The 24623-nt window shown below is 37.8% G+C and carries 17 protein-coding genes and 1 pseudogene; 5 read left to right on the top strand and 13 right to left on the bottom strand.

Translation table 11 applies throughout. The annotated features are described in order from the left end of the window. Positions 1-82 precede the first annotated feature (82 nt). Positions 83-700 (top strand): TetR/AcrR family transcriptional regulator, encoded by a 618-nt coding sequence (locus MMY79_RS08310; RefSeq protein ID WP_252612918.1) that lies wholly within the window; start codon positions 83-85, stop codon positions 698-700. A 38-nt stretch (positions 701-738) separates the two neighbouring features. Here the strand turns inward: MMY79_RS08310 and MMY79_RS08305 are convergent, their stop codons facing one another. From MMY79_RS08305 to MMY79_RS08285, 5 genes are all read right to left on the bottom strand, one after another. Further along, positions 739-2085 (bottom strand): carbohydrate porin, encoded by a 1347-nt coding sequence (locus MMY79_RS08305; RefSeq protein ID WP_252612917.1) that lies wholly within the window; start codon positions 2083-2085, stop codon positions 739-741. Positions 2086-2285: 200 nt separating this feature from the next. Continuing rightward, positions 2286-3638 carry an aromatic acid/H+ symport family MFS transporter gene (locus tag MMY79_RS08300; RefSeq protein ID WP_252612916.1) on the bottom strand — a complete coding sequence of 451 codons (1353 nt, stop codon included), beginning with the start codon at positions 3636-3638 and terminating at the stop codon, positions 2286-2288. Between the two features lie 87 nt (positions 3639-3725). Continuing rightward, a complete protein-coding gene (locus tag MMY79_RS08295; RefSeq protein WP_252612914.1) occupies positions 3726-4058 on the bottom strand; it encodes an NIPSNAP family protein in 333 nt (110 codons plus the stop codon). Continuing rightward, positions 4048-5832, bottom strand: a complete 1785-nt coding sequence (locus MMY79_RS08290) for an FAD-dependent oxidoreductase (protein ID WP_252612912.1) — start codon at positions 5830-5832, stop codon at positions 4048-4050. The genes MMY79_RS08295 and MMY79_RS08290 overlap by 11 nt, the downstream gene beginning before the upstream one ends. A 311-nt stretch (positions 5833-6143) precedes the next feature. Further along, complete coding sequence (locus tag MMY79_RS08285; protein WP_289781526.1) at positions 6144-6950, bottom strand: IclR family transcriptional regulator C-terminal domain-containing protein; 807 nt, start codon at positions 6948-6950, stop codon at positions 6144-6146. Positions 6951-7140: 190 nt separating this feature from the next. Between MMY79_RS08285 and MMY79_RS08280 the strand changes: the two genes are divergently transcribed. Beyond that, positions 7141-7881 carry a glucose 1-dehydrogenase gene (locus MMY79_RS08280; protein ID WP_252612909.1) on the top strand — a complete coding sequence of 247 codons (741 nt, stop codon included), beginning with the start codon at positions 7141-7143 and terminating at the stop codon, positions 7879-7881. A gap of 585 nt (positions 7882-8466) precedes the next feature. Here the strand turns inward: MMY79_RS08280 and MMY79_RS08275 are convergent. Then, on the bottom strand, positions 8467-9177 hold the full coding sequence (locus MMY79_RS08275) for a helix-turn-helix transcriptional regulator (protein ID WP_252612907.1): 711 nt from the start codon (positions 9175-9177) through the stop codon (positions 8467-8469). A gap of 130 nt (positions 9178-9307) precedes the next feature. Between MMY79_RS08275 and MMY79_RS08270 the strand changes: the two genes are divergently transcribed. Next, positions 9308-10708: an MFS transporter gene (locus MMY79_RS08270; protein WP_252612905.1), complete on the top strand. Its 1401-nt coding sequence runs from the start codon at positions 9308-9310 to the stop codon at positions 10706-10708. 133 nt (positions 10709-10841) lie between these two features. Here MMY79_RS08270 and MMY79_RS08265 read toward each other — a convergent pair whose 3' ends face one another. From MMY79_RS08265 to MMY79_RS08255, 3 genes and pseudogenes are all read right to left on the bottom strand, one after another. Continuing rightward, the gene (locus tag MMY79_RS08265; RefSeq protein WP_252612903.1) at positions 10842-15998 is read right to left on the bottom strand and encodes a DUF4011 domain-containing protein; all 5157 of its coding nucleotides are present in this window, start codon (positions 15996-15998) and stop codon (positions 10842-10844) included. A 120-nt stretch (positions 15999-16118) separates the two neighbouring features. Then, a pseudogene (locus MMY79_RS08260) lies at positions 16119-16330 on the bottom strand (hypothetical protein); the annotation flags it as partial. 121 nt (positions 16331-16451) lie between these two features. Further along, positions 16452-17513 carry a sigma-54 dependent transcriptional regulator gene (locus MMY79_RS08255; RefSeq protein WP_252612901.1) on the bottom strand — a complete coding sequence of 354 codons (1062 nt, stop codon included), beginning with the start codon at positions 17511-17513 and terminating at the stop codon, positions 16452-16454. Between the two features lie 487 nt (positions 17514-18000). On the opposite strand from MMY79_RS08255, the gene MMY79_RS08250 reads away from it, so the two are divergent. Together MMY79_RS08250 and MMY79_RS08245 are read left to right on the top strand one after the other, a co-directional pair. After that, positions 18001-19197: an acyl-CoA dehydrogenase family protein gene (locus MMY79_RS08250; RefSeq protein ID WP_252612900.1), complete on the top strand. Its 1197-nt coding sequence runs from the start codon at positions 18001-18003 to the stop codon at positions 19195-19197. 82 nt (positions 19198-19279) lie between these two features. Further along, positions 19280-20356: a sigma-54 dependent transcriptional regulator gene (locus MMY79_RS08245; protein ID WP_252612898.1), complete on the top strand. Its 1077-nt coding sequence runs from the start codon at positions 19280-19282 to the stop codon at positions 20354-20356. Positions 20357-20423: 67 nt separating this feature from the next. On the opposite strand, the gene MMY79_RS08240 is transcribed toward MMY79_RS08245, so the two are convergent. The 4 genes from MMY79_RS08240 to MMY79_RS08225 are packed head-to-tail and all read right to left on the bottom strand — an operon-like array spanning position 20424 to position 24617. Then, complete coding sequence (locus MMY79_RS08240; RefSeq protein WP_252612896.1) at positions 20424-21203, bottom strand: ABC transporter ATP-binding protein; 780 nt, start codon at positions 21201-21203, stop codon at positions 20424-20426. A gap of 17 nt (positions 21204-21220) precedes the next feature. Further along, complete coding sequence (locus MMY79_RS08235; protein WP_252612894.1) at positions 21221-22618, bottom strand: ABC transporter substrate-binding protein; 1398 nt, start codon at positions 22616-22618, stop codon at positions 21221-21223. A gap of 43 nt (positions 22619-22661) precedes the next feature. Then, entirely contained in the window at positions 22662-23732 is a 1071-nt protein-coding gene (locus MMY79_RS08230; protein WP_252612893.1) for a branched-chain amino acid ABC transporter permease, read from the bottom strand. Between the two features lie 3 nt (positions 23733-23735). Next, positions 23736-24617 (bottom strand): branched-chain amino acid ABC transporter permease, encoded by an 882-nt coding sequence (locus tag MMY79_RS08225; RefSeq protein WP_252612892.1) that lies wholly within the window; start codon positions 24615-24617, stop codon positions 23736-23738. Between the last annotated feature and the right edge of the window lie 6 nt (positions 24618-24623).

Genomic DNA, 24623 nt, shown 5'->3' with positions numbered 1-24623 from the left:
TTTAAGTCGATTTTAATTCAAATATGACCCACGGGTCAATTTATGTTAAAATAATCTTGTTAACAATGAAATCTAGTTCAACATGACGAAATCTAAAACACGCGGCCCAAGCCTAGAAAAGACGCAAGAAACTAAAAAGAAAATTATTGACTCTGCTCTACAACATTTTATTGAAGTGGGTTTTGCAAGAGCAAAAATTTCAGATATTGCTAAACATGCTGAATTAGGCAAAGGTACAATTTATTCTTATTTTGAAACTAAAGATCAGTTATTTGAAGCAGTAATTGATGCTCTCATCAACGATTCATTTCGCCCTATTCGCGCCTCTGAAATCACTCAAAATGAAACCGTTTACGAGTTCATTTGTAAAAAGATTATTCCCAGTGTTTTAACGCTTGAAACGACTGGTCGTGCGGATATGGCACTCTTAATTTTACGTGAAGGAAATAATTTTCCGCATATTCGTCAAACTTACGTGAATAAGATTTTTTTACCTATTCAGTATGAGCTTGAGCAATTAACCAGTTTAGCGATTCAACGTGAAGAATTATCAGCCACGATTTCCCCACAGCAATTTGCATTGCTTATTGTGAGCCCTATGTGGATGGGTATGATTCACAATGGCATCCTGAATCCCAATGAAATTTTATCACTTGAAACGCTTTTTCAAGAAAATCTAAAAATCTTGTTTGGAAAATAAAAAGGCAAACCTTTGTTTGCCTTTTTACTCATACATATTTAAAAATTAAGCTTCATGGTCATACCTGCTACCCAAGCATCATCCACTTGTTTTACACCACCAGGTTGATGCACATATTGAATATTTGGTCGTAAAGCAATACTAGGTGACCATTGAAAGTTATAGTTCAATTCAATATTCAATTCGTCATGCTGAATCGGTGTATATTTCGGATTCGCATAGTCAGCTTCGGTTAATCCCAGTAATTGATTAGATGCATTTTGGCGTTCTTGGACACGATCATTCACATCAAAACGTGCCAGACCCAAACCGATGGTATCATTTGGTCGATGCTCGAATATGCCCTTATACCAAAGCGCTAGTTGCTGTGTGCTTTCAACAACAGTTGTAGATTTATCATTAAAAGTAAAGTTTGCTGAAATAAATAAACCGCGCTTAGAGTCGTCCGCAGGCGCAAAAACCTGTTGTTGTGCATTTAACCAGACACTATGCTTATTGTTTTGCCATTTTCGATCTGCTGCATTTGGCTCAATATTACCATTTTCATCTGTACTAACATTACGTGCATCTGCCGTTGACAAAAATGCACCGACTTTATATTCACCACTTAAGCCATCGAAAAATGCTAGATTGGGTTTCCACGATAGTTCCGCAGGAATTAAAATACCTTTACGTTGATCCATATCCAAATTAAAACCATGTTGCTCTAAGGCATTTTCAGGATTGACCTCATAAATCCCTGTTCCAAACCAGAGTGAAGGTAAAACTTGATATTTGGCGTTAATTCCCCATTGGCTTACAGGACTATTGAACCAAATATCTCCTACCGTTTTACCTAACTGACCTCCGCATAACATTAAGTTCTGAAACTCACAATGCGATGCATTAAAATCATCTGAAAGCCCCATACGACCTACCTTAATTTGTAGATCATTATTCAAAAATCCTTTTTTAACCCATGCACTGGTTAAGCGCCACCATTGTCCACGACCATAAATCTCTTGAGCACTACTAAATTGCGGCGCTCTAGGATCACTAATCCGATCAGTAGAAAGCGGTTGTCCATCTCGTTTCGTTATGCTCAACTGTGCTTGAGTATCTTTCCAACCTGCGATTTTTTCTAAATCTAGACGTGTACCAAATGTCCATTGGTTTGCATTAAATAGTCGTGATGAATCGTCATATCCCCCACTCAAATTAACAGCACTTTCATTTTGAAAAGCGGTGGTAAATTGATAACCTTGCTGTTCGAGTTGAGTCCGTTTTCCGTTCCAATCACCCAATATCCATTTTTGATCCTGAGCCAAAGGATCGAAAGCGAATACCGCACTACTTGCTAATGTAAAAGTTGAAATCATCGCAAGCGAAGTCATAGAAAATTTCATTAATGCTGTTCCTTAGCACATTGTTTATCATGAACATAAAGCCTTGAATTATTTCAGCTGAATCAACTGCTATACATTTTTTAATGTGTATTTATCCTTACCTGACCAGCATGCTGATCAAGCTAATTCAAAGCCATAGAGAATATTTAACAAGCAAATATAGATTTTAAAATTGTTAATCAACTTGCTTTATTACTGATTTAACTCAACTGTGTTTTAGTTTGCACAACAGACTGTTTCGTTTTAATACCCTGAATTAAAACAGCAAAACCAGAAAGTACAGCAGGAATCATTAACAATGAGAACATCATAGAAAATGGCATACCTGAACTGATCATCGCAGCTCCAGCAAACGCACTTAATATTGCACCAAAGCGCCCAATACCATTCATCCAGCTTGCTCCGGTTGCACGAGCAGAAGTCGGATAATATCCAGTCGCTAAAGCACTCAAACCAACGGCCCCACCATTAAAGGTAAAACCAAGAATCCATGCAAAAACACACATAAGCACCATATCATGACCAAAATGCCCTAACCCAAAGGTTGCAAGTGCACCAATTAACATGGCAATAAAAAGAACCAAACGCGGACGATAATGATCCATACACCAACCAAGAGTGATACTTCCAACAGGACCACCAATTTGAAAGAACGAAGTCACAATGGCAGCTTGAGAAATCGTAAATTGATTCGACTTAATTAAGGTTGGTAACCAGCTACTGCATAGGTAGATTAAAAATAATGCCATGAAATAACTGATCCAGAGCATAATCGTGCCATAGCGATATTTACTAGATAAAATTAGACCTAGACCAGATTTCTCGGTTTTTACTTCATTCAGATAAATTTCTTGATTTAAAAAAGAAGATTGTGGAAATAAGCGTTTTAAAATCGCTTTGATTTTATCTTGTGAGTACGATTGTTTGACTAGATAGGTAATTGATTCAGGCATTTTCCAATATAAAAATGGTACCAAAATCAAAGGCAGTACGCCGCCTAATATCAACATACTACGCCAGCCAAACTCCGGAATAAGCCATGCTGCTAAAAAACCACCTGCTGCAGCGCCCAGAGAAAAACCACAGTAGGCAACAGTAACTGAAAATGAACGGCGATGATCTGCTGCATATTCTGAAACTAAAGTCGCTGCATTGGGAGCAGCAGCACCGGCACCTAATCCTGTAAGAAAGCGATAAATTAAGAGATGTGTGATATCAGTTGAAAATGCTGTCAGCAAAGTAAAAATACCAAAGCCAAGTACGCTTAAAATTAGCACTGGTTTTCGGCCAAATTTATCTGATAAAGGTCCAGAAACTAATGCACCTATTGCTAATCCAATCAATGCTGCACTTAAAACTGGTGCTAACTCTTGTGCACTAATACCCCACTCCTGAATAATCTGAGGAGCAATCAATCCCATGACTACGACATCCAGACCATCTAGAGCAATAATAGCAAAGCAAAAAAATAGAATGAGCTTTTGTAGTCTACCCATCTTATTTTCATTTAATATGCTTTTTACATCTTTCCTTTGTATTTGACTTGTGCTCATGAGTTTCTCCTTTTAAAAGCACGAAGTTTCCCTCGGTGTTTTTCTCAAAACACCGTTCCTTAAGGGAATTTTTAAATAAACTGCTGTTTAAGGCTTAGTTAATGAAGCTAAGCTCACTGGCCTTAAAATTTGATTCACCTGTGACGTCACTAAACCTTCAGATGCTTTCAAATAAATTTGGAAGTCAGGATCTGTATCTCGAGCAAAACTACGCTTTTCATAGTCATCCAGGCTGTCATAACCCCACAAATGTACAACCTGATTTAACGTACCGATATTACTAATATAAAAACCAAGCGGCTCACCCAAGTGCTTTTTCAAAATAGGCATCGCCAGCTGATCGAATACCTCAAGAAATCTAGGCATACATCTTGGTGTAATATTATAAATACGGTGATCAACAATCGGTTTATGAAACATGAAAAGTCTCCTTAACGGATTGAGAATTGGCAGATTTAGAATTTTTAGATGATATAAAACCATTCCCTCCTTTAGCTAAATCAGCAATATGTGATCCTGTGATATAACCAAAAGTCATGATTGGCCCTAAAGTAATTCCTGCACCTGGATAGTTTCCTCCCATAATACTCGCACGGTCATTACCTACTGCGTATAAACCTTGAATGGGTTGATGAAACTGATTTAATACCTCACCAGTAACGGCAGTTCTAATACCATCAAATGTTCCTAAATCACCCATAAAAACTTTTACAGCATAAAATGGGCCTTGCTCTATTGGTGCTACACATGGATTTGGTTTGTGATCTGGATCGGCCAAATATCGGTTAAACGAAGTAGAACCACGATGAAATTCTGGGTCTTGGCCCTTCACAGCACCCTCGTTATAACGCTGTACCGTCTTAACTAACTGCTCAGCATTAATTCCTGCCTGCTGTGCCAGCTCTTTTAAACTATTACCTTTAAAGAGATATCCTTTTTTAATTAAAGATGAAAGTGGCATTGGGGCTGGTTTGGCATAACCCAAACCATATTTGCTAATCGTTTTATGATCACAAATCAACCACATAGCAGTTTCATCAAGCTCCTCACAAGCCCTAAATAAATCTGCACCAACGTCATGATAAGAGTTTGATTCATTGGTGAAACGCTTACCATTTTTAAGTACACCAATAATTCCAGGCTTATAACGGTCTAATAAATGTGGGAACACGCCATAGCTATCTGTATAAGGGACTTTTGACACAGGCATCCATGCAGCAGAGTCCGCATAGTGAATATCCACCACACCGCCAACCGATTCAGCAAGGCGACATCCATCTCCTGTATTAGTCTTTGGTACAGGAGAGATGTGTTCACCTCCACGTTTCAGGTGCGCGTAAACTTGTTTGAGTCGTTCAATATCATGTGAAAAACCGCCACATGCCAGCACGACTCCATTTTTAGATTTAATCTGGCAGTGCTGATCTTGTTGTTTAACTTGTACGCCAACAACTTTGCCATTTTCAAAATTTAACTGCTTAACTTCAGCTTCTGTATAGATTGGAATATCTAAATCAAATGCAGATTTAGCCAAACGTGCAGCCAAAGCATTACCACTTGTGACATTAGTACCACGACCATAGATAGCCAGTTCTTTTAAATGAATAGCTAATCGCTTTGCCACATAGATAAATGAAGTAAACGATTTAGTAGCATTAAAAAAGTGCTTTAAATCCGCATTAGATGAATTAAACATCATGCCAATAAAGGTAATCGTTTTAAGAGGCGGACGTAGACGTTTCATATTCTCGCCCAAACCACGAATATCATAAGGTGCAGCTAGTACAGAGCGACCAATATCAACCCCACCAGGAGCATCTGGATGATAGTCTGGATAAAGTGTCGGGATAAATTTAACTGAGGTGTATTGTTCGAAAAAATTTAGCATTTCAGGTGCATAATCCAGAAATACGTTTACAGCCTCAGCATTAAAAAACTCTTTGGTTTCATGCTTTAAATAGGTCAACGCTGCTTCACGACTATCTTGTATACCATTTTGTTTTGCATGATGGTTTCCTGGAACCCATAGTACTCCACCAGAAAAAGCTGTTGTACCTCCGAACACATCATCTTTTTCAAGGACAATAACATTTAAGCCTTTTTTCTTAGCAGTAATCGCAGTCGACAAACCGCCTGCCCCTGCACCCACCACAACCAAATCGCATTCAAGCTGTTGAGGTAATTTGGTATTCATTGTTGTCACTCCTTGCGACAGATCCATGCGTTCACTTGCCTGAAATAGCTGGCTACACCATCCTGATAGTGTTGTATCGAACGCTTTTCTTTTTATTAAACTACGGGGCTATCACAGTTCCGACTAGACCACTTTCTTTTAAATTGAACGATGATCGCGCAAACACATCTTATATCGTTCACTGTTTATAAAATCATCTCTTCCAACGGTTATATAAAACAAAATAAATAGTCTTAAAATATTGATAAAATTATTTTAAATATAAAAAAACGCCCAATAAGGACGTTTTTTTGAAACCACAGAACAATAAACTAAATCATGTCTCGAATTTCTTTGGCCGCCTCTCTTAGTAATGGCAAAACCGTATTAATCAGATAGATATCATTTACTTTAGAAATCGGAGCAACAGCATTTAGTCCTGCAATAATATCACCAGTCTGATTAATAATCGGTATCGCAATTGCTGTTACGCCTAGTTCATATTCTTCAGCGGAAATACAATAACCATTGTCCTTAATGGTCTGTAATGCAGCTAGAAAACTGGCTTTTTCTGTGTATGTATATGCAGTAAATCGTTTAAGTCCATATAACTTAATCCAGTTTTTCTGCTCTTCTAAGGATTTATGCGCTAATAAAACTTTACCCGTAGATGAAGCATGAGCAGGAATTCGGTTACCTAGATGAATACCAAAAGGACTTACTCGGAAATGATCATTTTGCGGGACACTTCTAGCAATCGGAACAACCTCATAATTATCTTGAACCACCACTGAGAAAACTAATGTCGTTTTTTCAGATAAATGATTTAACACCGACTGCGATATTTTTGGCAAATGTGCTGTACTTAAAAAAGCCCCTGAAAACTTAAGTACCTTATGTGTTAACCAGTAATAATATTCATCAGTTTCAAGATAGCCTAAAAACTTGAGTGTCTTTAGATATCTACGTGCTGCTGTACGAGTAATATTAGTTCGTTCTGCGACCTGAGTAACATTTAAACGCTGTCGATCAGTCCCAAACGCCTCAAGAATATTTAGGCCCTTTGCTAAACCTGCAATATAGTCATCGTATTTGATCGTCTCTTCAGAGAGCGGATGTTGAATAATCTGATCCCTCATCATTTTCCCTTTTCAAAATTCCCTGTCCGATATTCGCTCAGTATGTCTGAATATCGTCTTCATTCCCAGATTGTATCTAGAGCTAGTTTAGCTAAATACGTATTTTAAGTCTTACAGGAGAACTTCAATATTTAAGCATCTATTTCACAAAGAGAGCTTAGATCAAAACTTAGGATTTAGGAAATGTATTATGTCTAGACTACAAAATAAAGTCTGTATTATCACAGGTGCAGCTTCCGGTATGGGAGAGTCAGAAGCAATTGCTTTTGCACAACAAGGAGCAAAATTAATGATTGCTGACCTGAATTTAGAACTGGCTAACCAAGTTGCCGAGAAGATCATCAACGCAGGTGGAGAAGCCTTTGCATTTCAAGTTGATGTCACTCAATTTGATCAGCTCAAGCAGTTAGTTGAATTCACATTAGAGAAGTTTGGACGAATTGATGTACTACTTAACAATGCAGGTATTTTCGACAAATATACCAATAGCTTAGATACGACCGAAGAACTTTGGGACACTATGTTCGCCATAAATGTAAAAGCCGTATTCAATTTAAGTAATTTGGTTCTACCAAAAATGATTGAACAGGGTTCTGGTGCAATTATCAATATTGCATCTATTGCGGGCCTAGTTGCTCAAATGGGAGGCGCTTCTTATACAGCCTCAAAACATGCTGTAATTGGTTATACAAAACATCTGGCAGCAGTGTATGCCAAACATGGCATCAAAATTAATGCTATTTGCCCAGGCACTATTCGTACGCCAATGACGGTCAAAATGCTAGAAACCCGTCCTACTGATAAAATTCCATTGAACCGTTTTGGTGAAGCGTCTGAAGTTGCCGAGTTAGCTATTTTTCTAGCTTCCGATGAAGCTCGTTTTATGAATGGCTCATGTATTACAATTGATGGTGGATATACTATTATTTAGTAGGATATTTTACTAATCTAATAGTTATATCTATTAGATTAGTTGTACTTAAATATTTTTACTTATAAGCAATATATTATTTTTTCAATCATATCCGTTACCAGAGTTTTTGAATGATATTAATATCAGAGATTATCCTTTTTGTTTAAAGACCAGAAACAAGGCGGACATATCTTAACGTTTGAGAAGGGATAATTTAATAGTAGAAGTTACCGAATTGAAAATCTATTAGCCTTGCACTTTTCATAAAAAGGTAATTTGGCAATCGGAATTATTTTATAATGGCGAATCTTTCTATGTATCGAAAATAGTAAATTCGAAATAATTATATTTAAGATATTGCTTAAATAGATTAATAATTACTCCTAAAGTATTTAATTAGTTGAAACTCTAAACATAAACTCAACCGAGAAGAATTAATTACTTTAACATTGGATTAAATGAAAGCTTAATAGTGCTGATCCTAAAATTGCTTTACTACTCTTTCATTTCTAATTGTCATCCTTAAATAGTATACAACTATAATTTTAGTAATCTTTTAACCCCTTGACTAGATTCGTTTAAGAATATATTGAGGAACATAAATTAATTAATAATATCAATAGATGTTATATCTACACCGAGTTGCTTGTTCAACTCAACTATTCCTCTCTGAGTAATTTGTACTGCACGGGACGATTTTGAATAACGTAACCAACCAATTACTGACAAATGATTCATGAGGTGTACCCCCAATGGCCCACCTAGATGATGAACACGTTCTGTCCAATCCAGACATTGTCGAGCAAGCCCTCTACGACTTGATTTAATTAAACTGACATTTAGACCAATAGAGGAAAACCATTCTATTCCTGATGATGTAACAATAAACTGCTTATCTTCAACTACTCGAATATAATCATGATTCTCCAAAGCTGTGGTTATCGCTACCCCCACTTGTCCTGCTAGATGATCATAACAACGGCGACAAAACCGTAATTGGCGATCCTTTTGACTCAATACTTTTGTTCTGCCTGAAACTTCAGGGGAAACAACTGCAAGATATTCGAGAATTTGTGCTATATGACTACCCGCGAGCCGATAATAACGATGACGACCTTCCATTTCGACGGATATTAAACCACCCTCCAATAATTTAGTAAGGTGGGAACTAGCAGTCTGAGCTGTCACTCCAGATATGCGAGCAAGTTCACCAGCTGGTAATGAACGCCCGTCTAATAAGGCAACAAGCATAGCCATACGTGTTTGATCTGCAATTAAAAAAGCTGTTGATATAACATTCGAGTAGGCTGGCACTGCAATCTCCTTGTCAAAGATAGAATCATAGCCAGTTCGTTATAGACAATGTTTCGATATTGCTCGAAGCATCTTCCCAAATCCAGCCATATACTCGTGAATATTAAGTTTTAAATTTGCAGATATGAGAATGAAATCACCAAATAATCTAAACGATACAAAAAAATTAAATGAAACTAATAAAACTACTCAGCATCATAGACTCGCATTAATAACTCTTTGTCTCGCTGTTCTTGTTGCTCAAATCGATACAGCTATTATCAATCTTGCAACACATTCTATTGCGAGTGATCTAAACATTGGAGTTAGCACATTACAGTGGATTATAGATAGCTATAATTTGGTCTATGCTATTTTTTTGTTAACAGGAGGCTTACTTGCTGATCTCTATGGTCGTCGCTTTATATTCATGATAGGAGCAGCTATTTTTACAATAGCTTCCTTAATTTGTGCAGCGGCTCCTTCTGCTTTTATTCTAATAATTGGCCGATCATTAGCAGGACTTGGAGCAGCTTTATTCATACCTGCATCATTAGCAATTATTCGAGTCACTTGGCTTGAAGCTACTGAACGTGGACGTATCCTTGGCATTTGGGCAGCCTGTAATGGCCTAGCTTTTGTAATAGGACCAACTCTTGGAGGATTACTCATCAGCCACTTCAGTTGGCGAAGTATTTTTATTATCGTAATTCCTATCAGTATAGCCGCTCTAGCTTTTTCCCCTATCTCTATAAAGGAATCATCTGATCCACAAGGACGACAGGTTGATGGACTTGCTCAGATTTTAGGTGCAGTTTCACTTGGGTCCTTAGCTTTTGCTGCCATCCAGTTTCATATAGCGCCGAAAACAGCTATTTTCGCATTCGCTTTGGCCTTAATTACGCTATTTCTTTTTATTCGTGTAGAAGCAAAGAAAGGCTCAGCAGCACTAATACCATTGGATATATTCAGTTCATCCTCATTCCGTGGTGCAATGATCGCAACAGCTGGTATGACTTTTGGCATGTATGGTGTACTGTTCATATTACCACTAACATGGCTAACTACCGGTCAGTTTAGTACTGCCATGGCAGGAGTTGCCCTGATCCCTATGGCACTCGTATTTGCTATCGTCTCTCCATTTTCTAGTACACTTTCGCATCACTATGGCCTACGAACAATGGCTATCGGAGGAAGTGCAATTATTAGCTCAGGATTATTTTTAATTTCTGCAAGTGCTAATTTTCAATCAATTATTTTCACTGAAATGGGTTTAATTTTGACTGGTCTAGGTATGGGATGTGCCACTGGCCCCTTGATGAATATTGCGATTAGCTCAACTATCGCAGCGCGATCTGGAACTGCAAGTGCGCTTATTAATGCTGCCCGTATGTTTGGTGCGACGATCGGTGTTGCTATTCTTGGAACTATATTTACCATAATGAATGGTGGTACAAATGGTTTACAGCTAGCAATCTTAATTGGTGGGATAATTCAAATTATATGTACTATTATTGCCTTTAAAACAATAAGACACACCTCAATGTTATAGAATTACACTAATGAGATAGATTCAAAATTAGCCTAGAGCAATTCAAATCTCACAACCGGCTTCCTCTCAGTCAGATATAAATTTTTTCAAAAATACAGAAACAAATAAGCCTCCTTACCTGTTTCTATATAATTTAAGCAACATTTTGATTGGCTTTTATCTCTTCTAATACTTTTACAAATTTAGTTAAGTTTTGTTCTGGATCTAACCACCAATCCACCGTCCAAACAGATAAGACTTCCCAGCCTAATCCATTTAAAACCGTTGGTCTAAGTTGATCTCGATCTCGTGCTGTAGCTGCTTTAGCATAGTTTTCACCATCTACTATAATACCAGCAATATAACTACCCGAATTCAAATCATCCTTAATAGCTAAATCTACACAGCTATCACCCTGACCTATTCCAAGATCCACACTCCAGCCTTGTTCTTGTAGCTGAGTTTGTAGGTACTGTACAAATTCTTTTTTAGTTTGCTGTTTACCTTGATCCGTATAATTTAAATGCAACTGACCACTACGAGCAAAAATCAGGAAGTCTTTTAAATCTCTTACACCCTCATTATTCATACGTGCCAAATTAATTTCTTCTGGACTCAAGGCAGAGAAAACATGTAATCCTTGACGAGCACGAGTAATTGCTACATTTAGACGGCGCTGACCACCTTGACGGTTAAGCGCACCAAAATTCATTGATAAGCGACCATCCTGATCTTTTGCATAGGTAATGGAGAAAACGATAATATCACGTTCATCTCCTTGCACATTTTCTAAATTCTTAACGAATAAAGGTTCAATGCCTGATTTACTGAGTGTCTCTAACTCGGGATGAGTTGCTAGCTCATTATCCAACAAATCTTCAATCAACTTTTGCTGCGTCATATTGAAAGTCACAACACCTAAGGTCAAAGGGTTCTCTTGTCCTAACTGTGACTGTAAATGCTGAATAATAAATTCAACAATTGCTTTAGCTTCATTCGTATTGGTACGCGTATCCCCTTTGTCGTAGACACCCTCAACCATATGAAGTTTTACAGCGGTATCTTTAGCAACAGGTGCAGGGAAAGTAAATAAACCACCTTTGTAGTATTTCTGATTACTAAACTGAATGAGACTTTCATAACGACTGCGGTAATGCCAGTTCAAAGCCAACTCAGGTAACTGAGCAGCAAGGCATTCATCCAAAATACTTTCTAAGTCTTCAGTAACTTCCTCATCGACTTCTTCTTCAGAATCTCCCTTACCAAAGAAGCTTGTTGGTGGCATTTGTTTATTATCCCCCACCACAATTGACTGCTTACCTCTCGCTAATGCACCAATCGCATCCCATACTGGAATCTGTGATGCTTCATCGAAAATCACTACATCAAATTTTGCTTCAGTATCCAGATATTGAGCCACAGATAAAGGACTCATTAATAGACATGGCTTTAGACCTACTAATACGTCAGGAATCTGGCGCATTAATTCACGTACAGGAATATGACGACGTTTCTTACCTAATTCTTTATTTAGAACAGTCCACTGTGCCTTATATTTATCTTGTTCATTAAAAATAGCATTCCAACGATGAATAATCTCATGGCTCGCAGCAAGCTGGTGTTCTCTATCCTGCTGTGCAAAAGTCTGGATTTTCTGTTCATGTTGCTGGCTATTGAACTGATTTAATTCTGGATGTTGACTAAATTGATGAGTAATCCAGTGTCTTGCTAAATTAATATTCAAACTTTTTAAAGCAGCATCCAGTTCCAATCGGGTATTTAAAAGTTCAAAGGCGAAGGGTTTTAATCCTTGTTTAATCAACTGGCTCTTTATAGCTTGCCAATTTAACCAATGTCTCCAAGATGAACTGTGTTGCTGTAATTGCTTTTGTCTTTCAAGAATTTCACTAAAATTAATATCTAGATATGGAGTGAGTTGGATATCGCCTTTCAGTGCATGATCATTCAACAATTGACCGAATGTATTTTCCACCTGAACCATGTTTTGTTTTATTTCATCCAAACTATTATTTTTACTAAACTCCACGGCTTTTAATAAAGTTGCTTGATCTGTAATTGTCGATGCAACTATCTGCTTAATCTCTTGCCACTGATTGTGAATAGTTTCAAAACTTTGCCACGCGCTGTCTTCACCCTGCCAGTAAGGACCAAGTTTATTCGCTAACTGATTTTCATATTCAGTGAATTGTCTTTGTTGACTTTGAATATGTTGTAAAATTGGTAAGTCATGAGCAACCGCCAAAGCAGTAGGACGTTGAGTTGAGCTTTGATAGGTTTTAACTAAGTTTCTTAGTTGGAACTTGGCAAACCATGAGAATGGGAAAATTTTTGATTCAGCTTCACGCCATTTAAAAGCAATTTGATTTAAATCTGCTTGATAAATTTGAGACTGATATTGCCCCACTAATGAAGAACGCTGCTGTTTTAAATCTTGGACTAACTGCTTCGCTTGCGTAATAGTACTTAAATCTAAATCTTTAATAACACTTAATAGTTCTAAATCGATTTGTTGAACAAGATCGGATAATGCCTTAAAAATAGAAACATCATGTTTAACCAGACTTAGATTTTGCTTTTCACTAAAACCAAAAACTTCTTGCCAAGTAGAAACTGAATTTTGCAACCGCTGTATCTGATCTACAAGTTGATCTTGTAATATCTGATATTGTTCTTGCCATGCTAGGCTCCAAATTGGCTCAGCAAGATCCTCAGCAAAACCATTCAATACATCTTTCGCATTTTCGTTGACGAGCTGACGTAAACTTACTGCTTGTGTCACTGTCTCACTCATTAGCTCACGTTTTTCTGCTGTCAACGTCGTAATATTGATATCAGGAAAACGTAAATGCGGAGTATCCCGATAACGAAGTTCATCACTCATTGCAGCATACAAACTCCAGCCAATAGGATGTGATGTATGGAGATTTTTTACATGTTGATTCAGCTCATCTCGTGTTTGAATTAATCTGTCTGAAAGTTTCTGCCATTCTGTTGTTTTAGGTTGAGCACTTAAAAAGTAAGGATCATTATTTTTCTGCGCTCTTTCTCTCAGTTGATCAAGTACCTCCATTTTTTGAGATTTTGATGAATGTAACTGCAAGCACAATTCACTTAAGCCAATTTGTGTCAGACGGCGATAAACGACTTCTAAAGCAGCCATTTTTTCAGAAACAAATAACACCGATTTACCATCTGCCAAACATTGAGAGATCATATTGGTAATGGTCTGTGACTTACCTGTACCTGGAGGACCTGACAATACAAAGGTGCGCCCTAATGCTGCGGACATGACTGCGGCTAGCTGCGAAGAGTCAGACGATAAAGGTGTAAATAATTGCTGTGGCTTATATTGTTGATCTAATTGAGCAGGTTGCGGAAACTCATCTTGTTTAATAAAAGGCTCCCGTGGCGATTCAATCAGATGATTTACCACAGATTGATTTTTTAGTTGATCCATTCGTGAAGACAAATCAAGCCACATTAAGTATTTAGAGAATGAGAACTGACCAATTGCAGCCTCAGCTTTTACTTCCCATCCCGGTATATTGACAATCGCTTTTCGTACAATGTGTAAAACCTGATTAACATCTATGCCAGAATCATCTGTTGGTAAAGGATTTAAGCCCGCAATATCAAGTTCAAAATCCTGTCTTAATAATTGTAGTAAAGTAGAGTTAAAACGTGGCTCATCATCATACATAAATAAACGATAGCCTGTTTTAGCGGTCTCACGCGTAATCTGTACAGGAATAAGTAGTAATGGTGCCTTAAATGTACGTTTCGATCGTTCTGACTCTTTCCACTCAAGAAAACCGACCGCAAGAAATAATGTATTAGCCCCACCTTCCTCTAAAGCAGTACGTGAAGCACGATAAACTTCAATCAAGCGCTTTTCTAATAATGGTGTATCTAACGGGCTAAATAATAATTTTCTTGAAAGGTTTTCATCAACGTACTGATCAATATGTTGGCTTTCATTGTCACGCTGAACATCTTTTAGCGAAATACTATCAATACTCTTAAATAAGAAACCTTCCTGATTTGCCAATGCATCTTCAAGTTTGCTAAGTGTTAACTCAGAACACTGTAAAGGAATACTGTAACGATTATCTTTAAAATTTAAGAGCTTATTACGAAGACTTAAATCTAACAAGCGGCGTAACCATCGATCAACCCGTGTGGCTTTGCTTTCAACAGGGAGGTCAATATCGTAATTAGGAATAGAAGCAGATGCCCATTCAATTTCTGTTTCATCTAGATGATTTTTCTTTTCTTGATATGCAGAAATCGGTTTAATACCACGCAATCGAGACTGACGAACATCAATTGCAATATAAAATTTATTCTGACGAGATTCATCCTTAATATATTGTTTTGCCGTTTCAAGCGCGGAAGCGAATTTTGCTTGTTGTGTAAGTAGAGTCGTTTCTATAAAAACGACCTCACCTAAATCATAACGTTTTCTTAATGCCTGAATATCATCAATAATTAAATCAACATTTGGGGTTTCATTTAACCAAACTCCAAGATAAGCATGTGATTCTTCAATAATGATTAAGGTATCAAGACCAATTTGTTCAGCCAAGCCACTTAACAATATTGTTGTATCTAAACAACATGCCAGTTTTTCTTCAAAAATCTGCTTTGCTAAACGTACTCGTTGTCCCGATTTTACAAAACTTGCTGGACTAACAATGTAATGAATATCTTGTGATAATAAAGAATCCCATAGCGCATTTAATTGAGATAAAACAGAGTCGCGATCACGGTCTAGGTATCCACTTAATGAACCGAGTTGTTTTGTTTTTAAAATCTCACTTGCTTTAACTAAAATTGGACTGAGCGCAGAAGAATTAGGTTGTGAAAAACTCGCCAATAACTCAATTGGCTGACGTTCTCCGCCCCATGTATCAATAGTTAATACATCTATTTCTAACTGTTGTTCTGCCAGCACTTCTTCTTTTTCATTCAACCAGAGTACTTCAATACTCCCTTTCATATTTTCAGGTAGCTCTTGCAACATTTGAATATCAAAAGCTAATTTTGGTTTATCGAGAGCTAAGACTTGACTGCCTTCTAGGCTCGCCATATGAATGGTATGTTCTTTGAAATACTCAGGATTAGAACGAATAACAATACGAGAACCCGAAATTGTTTCAGTTGAAGAAATTAGAACTTGTCGAATTAGGGGCACTGAATTTTGTTGTAAAATGAAACTCAAAGCTGAAGCACAATCAACTTGTAATGAATATTCAGAATTAGTTTTTTGTTTATTGTCAGCTTCTGACATTATTTACCCCTTATCAATTTTATTAGATCTAATTAAAGATGTGCTTAAAAACTAAAGTTACAATATTAAATGATTTATGTCTTATTTTGAAATTAAACAGACAGCAATATTAGATCTTTCTTAGCTAAGAAGAATAAGTCCGTAGCGGCATGTTGATGTGCTTACTCGCCCACATCCCAACCATATGGAATTCAATCGGTGATCTCTACTCAGCGTACGACGGTCTTGGACTACAAACTCAGTAATGCTACAAAGCAAGCCATAAGTCACCATATTTTTGCTGAACTTAACGCTACCCCTCGTCTTTGTCCATTGAATATAGTCATAGCTTCTTAGTTTCAACAGAAATTAATTTAAATTGGGAGACCTTGATAATGAATTACCGTTACTTTTAAATCAAAAATAAAACCCAAGATCACATTGTAATTTTGGGTTGATATAAAAATAAGTACTCTATATTCGAATATTTGGAGACAATAAACCATGTTTAATCAATCTTGCACGAATAATATTTCGGCTTATTCCTAATAGTTTTGCAGTATGCAATTGATTATGATGACAATACTCATAGGCAGCTTCAGTAATTTCTGCCTCTAACTGCTCATTTAAGTCTTCGATCCCTTCTTCAAACCAACTAAACAGCAATTGTTTTAAAGTTTGATTTGAATTGCGATAAATCGAAAAATCATATTCCGAAGTAAGTAATTTATGCTTAAAACCTGAAAGCTGGAAATCATAACTTTGAATCACACCATTTTTACAAATCAGCAGTGCGTGATGAATTGCATTTTCTAATTCACGAATATTGCCAGGCCAATGATAATCCACAAGTAATTGTTGAGCTTCTTCACTCAGCACAGGCTGTTTCCTGTTCAGACTCTGCGAATAATCATTAATGAAGTACTCGGCTAGAGGTAAAATATCACCTGTTCGTAGTCGAAGTGGTAAAACATGGAGCGATGCAACTTTTAAACGGAAATATAAATCTTCTCTGAAATTGCCTGCATATACGGCTTCTTCTAATCGAATGTTCGTTGCAGCAATCACCCTGACATCAATTTTTTTGGTTTGCCGAGAACCAACCCGAACTACTTCATTTTCTTGTAAAATTCGCAGCAGCTTCACTTGAATGATCGGTGACAAATCACCAATTTCATCTAAAAAAATGGTTCCGCCATGCGCAGCTTCAAACCAGCCAATCTGCTGGCTCACAGCACCAGTAAATGCTCCTTTTTCATGACCGAACAACTCTGTTTCAGCCAAAGTATCGGATAAAGCACCACAGTTTACAGCAACAAAGGGTTTGTTTTTTCGATTGGATAAAGCATGAATTTTTCGGGCAACCAGTTCTTTACCTGTTCCTGTTTCACCAATAATCAAAACGGTCGCTTCACTCGGTGCAATTTGTTCAATATAAGACATTAAACACTTTGAATTTTGATCTTCAAATACATATGCACTAGCTTTAACCGTACGTACGAGTTGACGAGATTCGGGATGTTTGACGATATCCATAATCATCTCCAAAATTTAAAGTGGATGAGATAAATGTGAACAAATATATTTTCTTAAATCAGAAAATTAGCTAAACAATGCACCTTAATCTAAGTTTTCTAAATAACTAATACCAATAATATTAAGTGCAAATAATATTAAATTTAATTATTTGCTCATTTAGGACACCCCATGTGAAATATGGCAACATTACCAAAGCATCGTGTTGCTTCTACAAGAGCACATCAACATTTTGCATTTAAAACAACCTACCACATGAGAAAAAAACCAGACTATTGAAATGTAATAAATATTTTATTGGCTTAGTGCTTGCCAGCAGTATGCTATGAGACTTTAATCTGGTTGAATCTCTTATGATTTATCTAGCCATGACACCTTATAAATCAATTGAGAAGTGCCAAGCAATTTTCTTATTCATCCTTACGCAGCATCATGAAAGTAAATCTTAAATTATGTAAAAAATAGATAAATAAAGGATAAGGCAAATATGAACGTTTTAAATCAGAGCCACAGTATTCGTAGTCTTTCTGATGTTATTCCTGTTGCACAGTCTCTGGCTCAGCAGTTTGCGCAAACTGCTATAGAACGAGATAAAGTTGGCGGTACTCCTAAACATGAGCGCGATTTAATTCGTCAAAGTGGTCTTCTCTCCTTATCCATTCCAGAGCAATTTGGTGGCTTGTCCGGTCAGTGGAAAGACATCTTTAATGTTGTCAAAATTTTTGCTCAGGCTGATAGTTCACTTGCCCATGTTTTTGGTTTTCATCATTTGCTTTTAGCAACGGTTCGCCTATTTGGCAATGCACAGCAATGGCAAAGCTGGTACAAACTCACGGCTGAAAAATCATGGTTTTGGGGAAATGCATTAAACCCTCTCGACAAACGTACAGTCGTAAAAAATCAGGATGATTGGTATGAATTTTCTGGTAAAAAAAGCTTTTGCTCAGGTGCGCTCGACTCGGAAATGCTTATTGCATCAGGTGTAGATGAAGCAACTGGTAAACTATTAATTGCAGCCGTACCAACTTCACGCTCAGGAATTACGCTTTACCATGACTGGGATAATATTGGACAACGTCAAACTGACAGTGGTAGTTCCATTTTCGAACGTGTTCGTGTTGAAATAAAAGATATGTTGCTTAACCCAGGCCCACTGAGTACGCCATTTTCAACGCTAAGACCTTTAATTGCACAATTGGTTTTTGTGAATATGTTTTTGGGTGTTTCCGAAGGTGCAATGCTTGAAGCCAAACGCTATACAAAAACTGAATCACGTGCATGGTTTTTATCTGGCGTGGAACATGCTGACCAAGATCCTTACATCTTGCGACACTATGGCGAGTTCTGGTTAGAACTAGAGGCCTTACGTCTGTTAAACAAAAATGCGATCACCAAATTACAAGAGGCATGGGACATTGCTGAAAACCTGACAGAACAACAACGTGGTGAAGTTGCGATTGCCGTAGCAACAGCAAAAGTGGCAGCAACGCGTACAAGTCTGGACATTACCAATCGTATTTTTGAGGTGACAGGAGCCAGAGCAACTCAGGCATCTTTACGATTTGACCGATTCTGGCGCAATGTACGAACACAAACCTTACATGACCCAGTGGATTATAAGCTGCAAGATTTAGGACTTTGGGCTTTGAATGATCTTTATCCCAAAGCGTCATTCTATTCATAACATCATCAACAAGTGAATACTCAGGAATAAGCGATATGAACCGACCTCCAAACAATTTGCTATAATGAGAGAACTATATTAGATGCGGCATAATATTGTTACGCTACCTGAAATTACCCAACGCAGTGACTCGCATAAAGCTACGGCACAGGTATTTAACGACCCAGAATCGAAAAAGTTGCTTGAATATATCAAGCAGATTGCACCCAGCGAAGCGAGTGTATTAATTCATGGGGAAACAGGTACAGGTAAAGAGCTCATTGCCAGACAAATTCATAACCACAGTAAACGGCGTAATAAACCTTTTATTGCCGTGAACTGTGGTGCTTTTTCTGAGACACTTGTCGAAAGCGAACTCTTCGGCCATGAAAAAGGTGCATTTACAGGGGCATTATCGAGCAATGCCGGATGGTTCGAGGCTGCAAACGGTGGAACGTTATTGCTTGATGAAATCGGGGATTTATCTAAACGGATTCAGGTCAAACTTCTAAGACTATTACAAGAACGTGAAGTGGTTCGCTTGGGTTCTCGCAAAAGTATTCCAGTCAATGTAAGAGTATTGGCAGCAACAAATGTAAACTTAGAGCAAGCCATTATTAGTGATCAGTTTCGTGAAGACCTATATTACCGCCTTAATGTAGTTACCTTAAACATCAAACCTTTACGTGAACGAAAAGGAGATATTTTACCTCTCGCCTATCACTTTATTGATAAATATCATGCTCAGCTTGGCTATGAAAAAGCCAATTTTTCCGATGCTGCAAAAGAAAAAATTAGCAATTATTGGTGGCCTGGTAATATTCGTGAACTAGAAAATATGATCCATCATGCGCTATTAATTTGCCAAAATGGCATTATTGAAAGTCATGATCTCACATTGATTCAACCGCCAACTCAACTATATCAAAATAAACTTCAAGAGAAAAAAGTAAGTGAACCCGTCATAAATCCCAAATTAAAAGAAGTTTTTCATCAGTTATTTCAGCAAAATGATGGTCAGGTTTATGCACAATTTGAAGAGCAATTATTACGAATCGCCTATCATTATTGTCACCAAAATCAGGTCAAAACTGCACAAATGTTAGGTTTAAGTCGTAATGTCATTCGTTCTCGACTTATTGACTTAGGTGAGTTGGTTGTAAATAAACGCGGCGAATAAATCATTTTTTTATCTATTGATATGAAATCAGCCATCGATCATTTGATTGATGGCTGGCTATTAAAAACTAAGCAATCTCCCCTAAATATGCTTTTTGAATTTGTCCAGTTTCATATAGAACTTGAGTCTGTCCAGAAACTTTGATCTCACCGCTTTCAATGACATAAGCATAGTTGGTGTAGGCAAGTGCCAAACGAATATTTTGTTCGGCAACTAAAAAACTCACGCCTTGCTGTTCAGATAGTGACTTAATTAATTCAAAAATTTCATAACTAATCTTAGGAGCCAACCCCATTGAGGGTTCATCTAATAAAACCAACTTTGGCTCTGTCATTAATGCTCGACCAATAGCAAGCATTTGCTGCTCACCACCAGAGAGATAACCTGCCAATGTCTGTTTTTTTTCTGCAAGTCTTGGAAAATATTGATAAACTTTTTCTAATGCAGTTGAGAGTTTGGCACCCGAATGATGTGAAATAAAACCGCCTGTCCGTAAATTTTCATCAACAGTCAAATGTATAAAACAATGACGCCCTTCAAGGACTTGTACCAAACCTTTTTTGACAATATCACTTGGATTTTTTCCAAGTATGGATTCACCCTGATATTCAATTTTGCCACGGTGAATTTGTCCATTTTCAGCAAAAATCAACTGTGATATTGCTTTTAAAGTCGTACTCTTACCTGCTCCATTGGCACCAAGCAATGCAACAATAGAACCAGAAGGTATAGTTAAACTCACCCGTTTAACTGCCAGAATACTCTGCTCATATACGACTTTAATATTATCGACATTTAGCAACGGTTCACTATTTTCAGGCTCGGTACTGTTTAATGATTTAGACATGCAGTCATCTCCTGATCTTATTCTTCAGTTGCACAATCTCGAATTTTTATGCCTTGCTCTTTGGCATATTTTTCTGAAGATTGTTCAATAATCGGACGTAACAAGGTACGATCTGCTTGTACCCAATCGCTAATTACTTTCCACTCTTTACCATCCCATTGTTGGAAACGTACCGCACCACCACCTTCATGGTCTTCACACGATAGTTTTAAAGGCTGTACCAAACCATATGCACCGAGTTCTTTGAGACGTGCTTCAGTTAAGTTAATATGTTCAAAGCCCCAACGGACTTCTTCACCAGTAAGCGGACGTTTACCAAATTTATTTTGTGCCACGCGCACTGCTTCTACATTCAAAATGCCATTTACCACCCCAAGGTTATAGTAAACCGTACCGAAACGATTTTTATCAGCAAGATCTGACTGACCTTTATCAACAACAAGTTGTTTAATTTCTTGCAATACAGGGAAATTAGTTCCTGATGGATGAGTCGTAATTGAGATAAAACCATTTGCCGCAGCGCCCGCTGGTGCAGCATCTTCTTCTGAATTTGACCAGATATTCCCAATGATTTTATTCGTTGGATAACCCACTTTCTGCGCAGTTTTTAATGCAACAGGATTCATCACACCCCAACCACGAAGAATGACCCAATCCGGTTGAATCCGTCTGATGTTTAACCATTGAGATTGCTGCTCATTACCCGGATGCGGTACTTCAATGTTGGTTACTTCAAAGCCATATTTTTTCGATAAAATCTCAATGACTGGAATCGTTTCTTTCCCGTAAGGAGAACCGTGATATAGAACTACGATTTTCTTACCTTTCAGTTTTTCCAGTCCACCGCTTTGCTGACCTAAATAATTAATAATTGCAGATACTTCACTATACGGATTGAGCTGCAATGGAAACACGTACGGGAAAACACGGCCATCCGTAGAATCTGTACGCCCATGATTAATCGTAATCAAGGGTAATTTATCTTTCGTTGAACGTTCCAAAGTTGCATAAGCAATACCGACAGATAAAGGGTTGGTTGCCGCAGCAGGTGCTCCATTTAAACCATTCTTCAAACGCTCATAGCATTCCACCCCTTTTTCTACGACATACTCCGTTTCGCACTCAGACCACACCAGCTTTACGCCATTTACACCGCCCTTGGCATTGACCGCTTTCAGGTAGTCAATAAAGCCTCCGAAAAAGCCCGTTCCACCAGCGGCATAAGGGCCAACCCGATAACTCTGCAAAGGAAAATACTGGGCATTTTTATCCGACAATTGTGTCTGTTGCTCAGTTGCTGCTTGTTGTTTTTGCTCAGGTGGATTTTGTTTGTCCTTTTTGGTGACAAATACAATAGCGACTAAAGCAATGGCAACCACCACCAGCCAAAACCACAAGGATTTAAATAATTTCATAAATTAATCTCTAAATAAACAGACAAAAGTATTGTTAAAACAATTAATAACGTAATGGCCATTTTCTTAATCTGTGATAAAGATTACGTAGTAAACGGCTTAATCCCTCTGGTTCTTTAATCAGGAAATAAATGATCAAAGCCCCAAAAATAATTTTTTGTAGATTCTGTAGCAGTGCTTGATCGATAGCTTGTCCAAAAACAGCTTGCCCCAAAACACTCAATAAAATAGGCAACAGCACAATAAATGCCGCCCCAAAAAAACTGCCTGTTAGACTGCCTAGACCACCAATAATGATGATGAATAAAATTTGAAATGATCGATTAAGATCTAGTCCATCTGCTTCGATAGTTCCAAGGTAAGCAAAAGCCCAAAGTGCTCCAGCAATACCGAGATAAAATGAACTAATCGCAAACGCCAGTAATTTGGTTTGACTTACGGGAATACCAATGGTGATTGCCGCAGTTTCCATATCTCGTACAGCTCGAAAATTACGACCATATTGACTATTGATCAGATTGCGAGCCAAAACAGTTAAAACCACAACAATACTTAAGGTTAATAAGTAGTGCCCAACTGGGCTATTTATGGAATAACCCAATATTTCCATACGTGGAGCAGTAATCACGCCCGAAACATTATTGTTGGTAAACCAGCCATACTGCGTGAATAACCACGGCACAAAAAACTGTGCAGCCAAGGTCGAAACAATTAAATAAAAGCCTTTAATTCGAAGACTTGGCAAACCAACCACAACTCCAGCTAAAGCAGCAATTACGCCACCAAGAAAAATGCTAAACAGTAATGGCAATTGAGGAATTCGCAGCTCTAAGTTATATGTTGCAAATGCGCCCACTGCCATAAAAGCCGCAGCACCTAAAGAAAGTTGTCCGGTATAACCCGTCAAAATATTGAGCCCCAATCCAGCAAGTGCCAATACTAGAAAAGGGACTAAAATGGCATTGAATAAATAATCTGGCCCGACAAATGGAACGAACAGAAAAGCAATCAACAGTCCAAAAATAAATAGAATACGATGCTCTTTAAGGCGAAAAATGCGCTTCTCATCTTGATACTGCTGTACGTATTGTCTAGTTTGGCTAAATAGAAACATGGCTTATACCCTCGTCACTTGTTTTTGACCAAACAGACCAGTTGGGTATACCAATAAAAAGAGAATCGCCAACACATATGGAAACCAGTTTTCAATTCCGGAGCCAATAATGCCGCCTAAATAAATCTCTGCCAGTTTCTCGGTTGCCCCCACAATCAAGCCCGCTAAAATTGCACCTGCAATTGACGTAAAACCACCAATAATGAGCACAGGTAATGCCTTAAGCACTACCAATGAAAGTGAAAATTGAACACCTAAACGTGCGCCCCAAAGTAACCCAGCGACCAATGCAACAAACCCTGCCACAGTCCAAACCAATATCCAGATATGATTTAACCGGATACCCACAGATTGTGCTGCTAAAGGATCATCAGCAACTGCACGTAGTGAAATGCCAAAGCGGGTTTTACTAAATAAAAGGGATAAAACAATGACCAATGTTCCAGCAATGCCTGTCGCAAACAGGTCAAACTTGCTCAGCATGATGCCAAAGAAATTGATTGGTGCATCGGAAATCCCCAAGTCCAAACCATGAACCTGTGTTCCCCATACAGTTTGAGCCAATCCTTCAATGACATAACTCAAACCCAATGTCGCCATGAACAATGTAATGACAGAACGATTAATCAAATGCTTTAAGATCAATGCATCAATCAATAAAACCAGCACAAAAATGACAAATAGCGTGACAATAAAAGCCACCACAAATGGAATGCCACGTTCAGTTAAATTCACAAAAGTTAAGGCTGAAAATAAAACCAAAGAACCTTGTGCAAAATTAAACACACCCGATGCCCGATAAATCAAAACAAACCCAATGGCAACCAATGAATACATGACACCTGCCAACGTACCACCCAACAAGACTTCTAGAAAAAATGACATAGAAAA

Origin of the sequence: Acinetobacter sp. XS-4, from assembly GCF_023920705.1 — a bacterium.
Taxonomy (GTDB): Bacteria; Pseudomonadota; Gammaproteobacteria; order Pseudomonadales; family Moraxellaceae; genus Acinetobacter.
The sequence above is the reverse complement of the archived record's forward strand: the minus strand, read 5'-3'. Positions and strand labels throughout refer to the sequence as shown.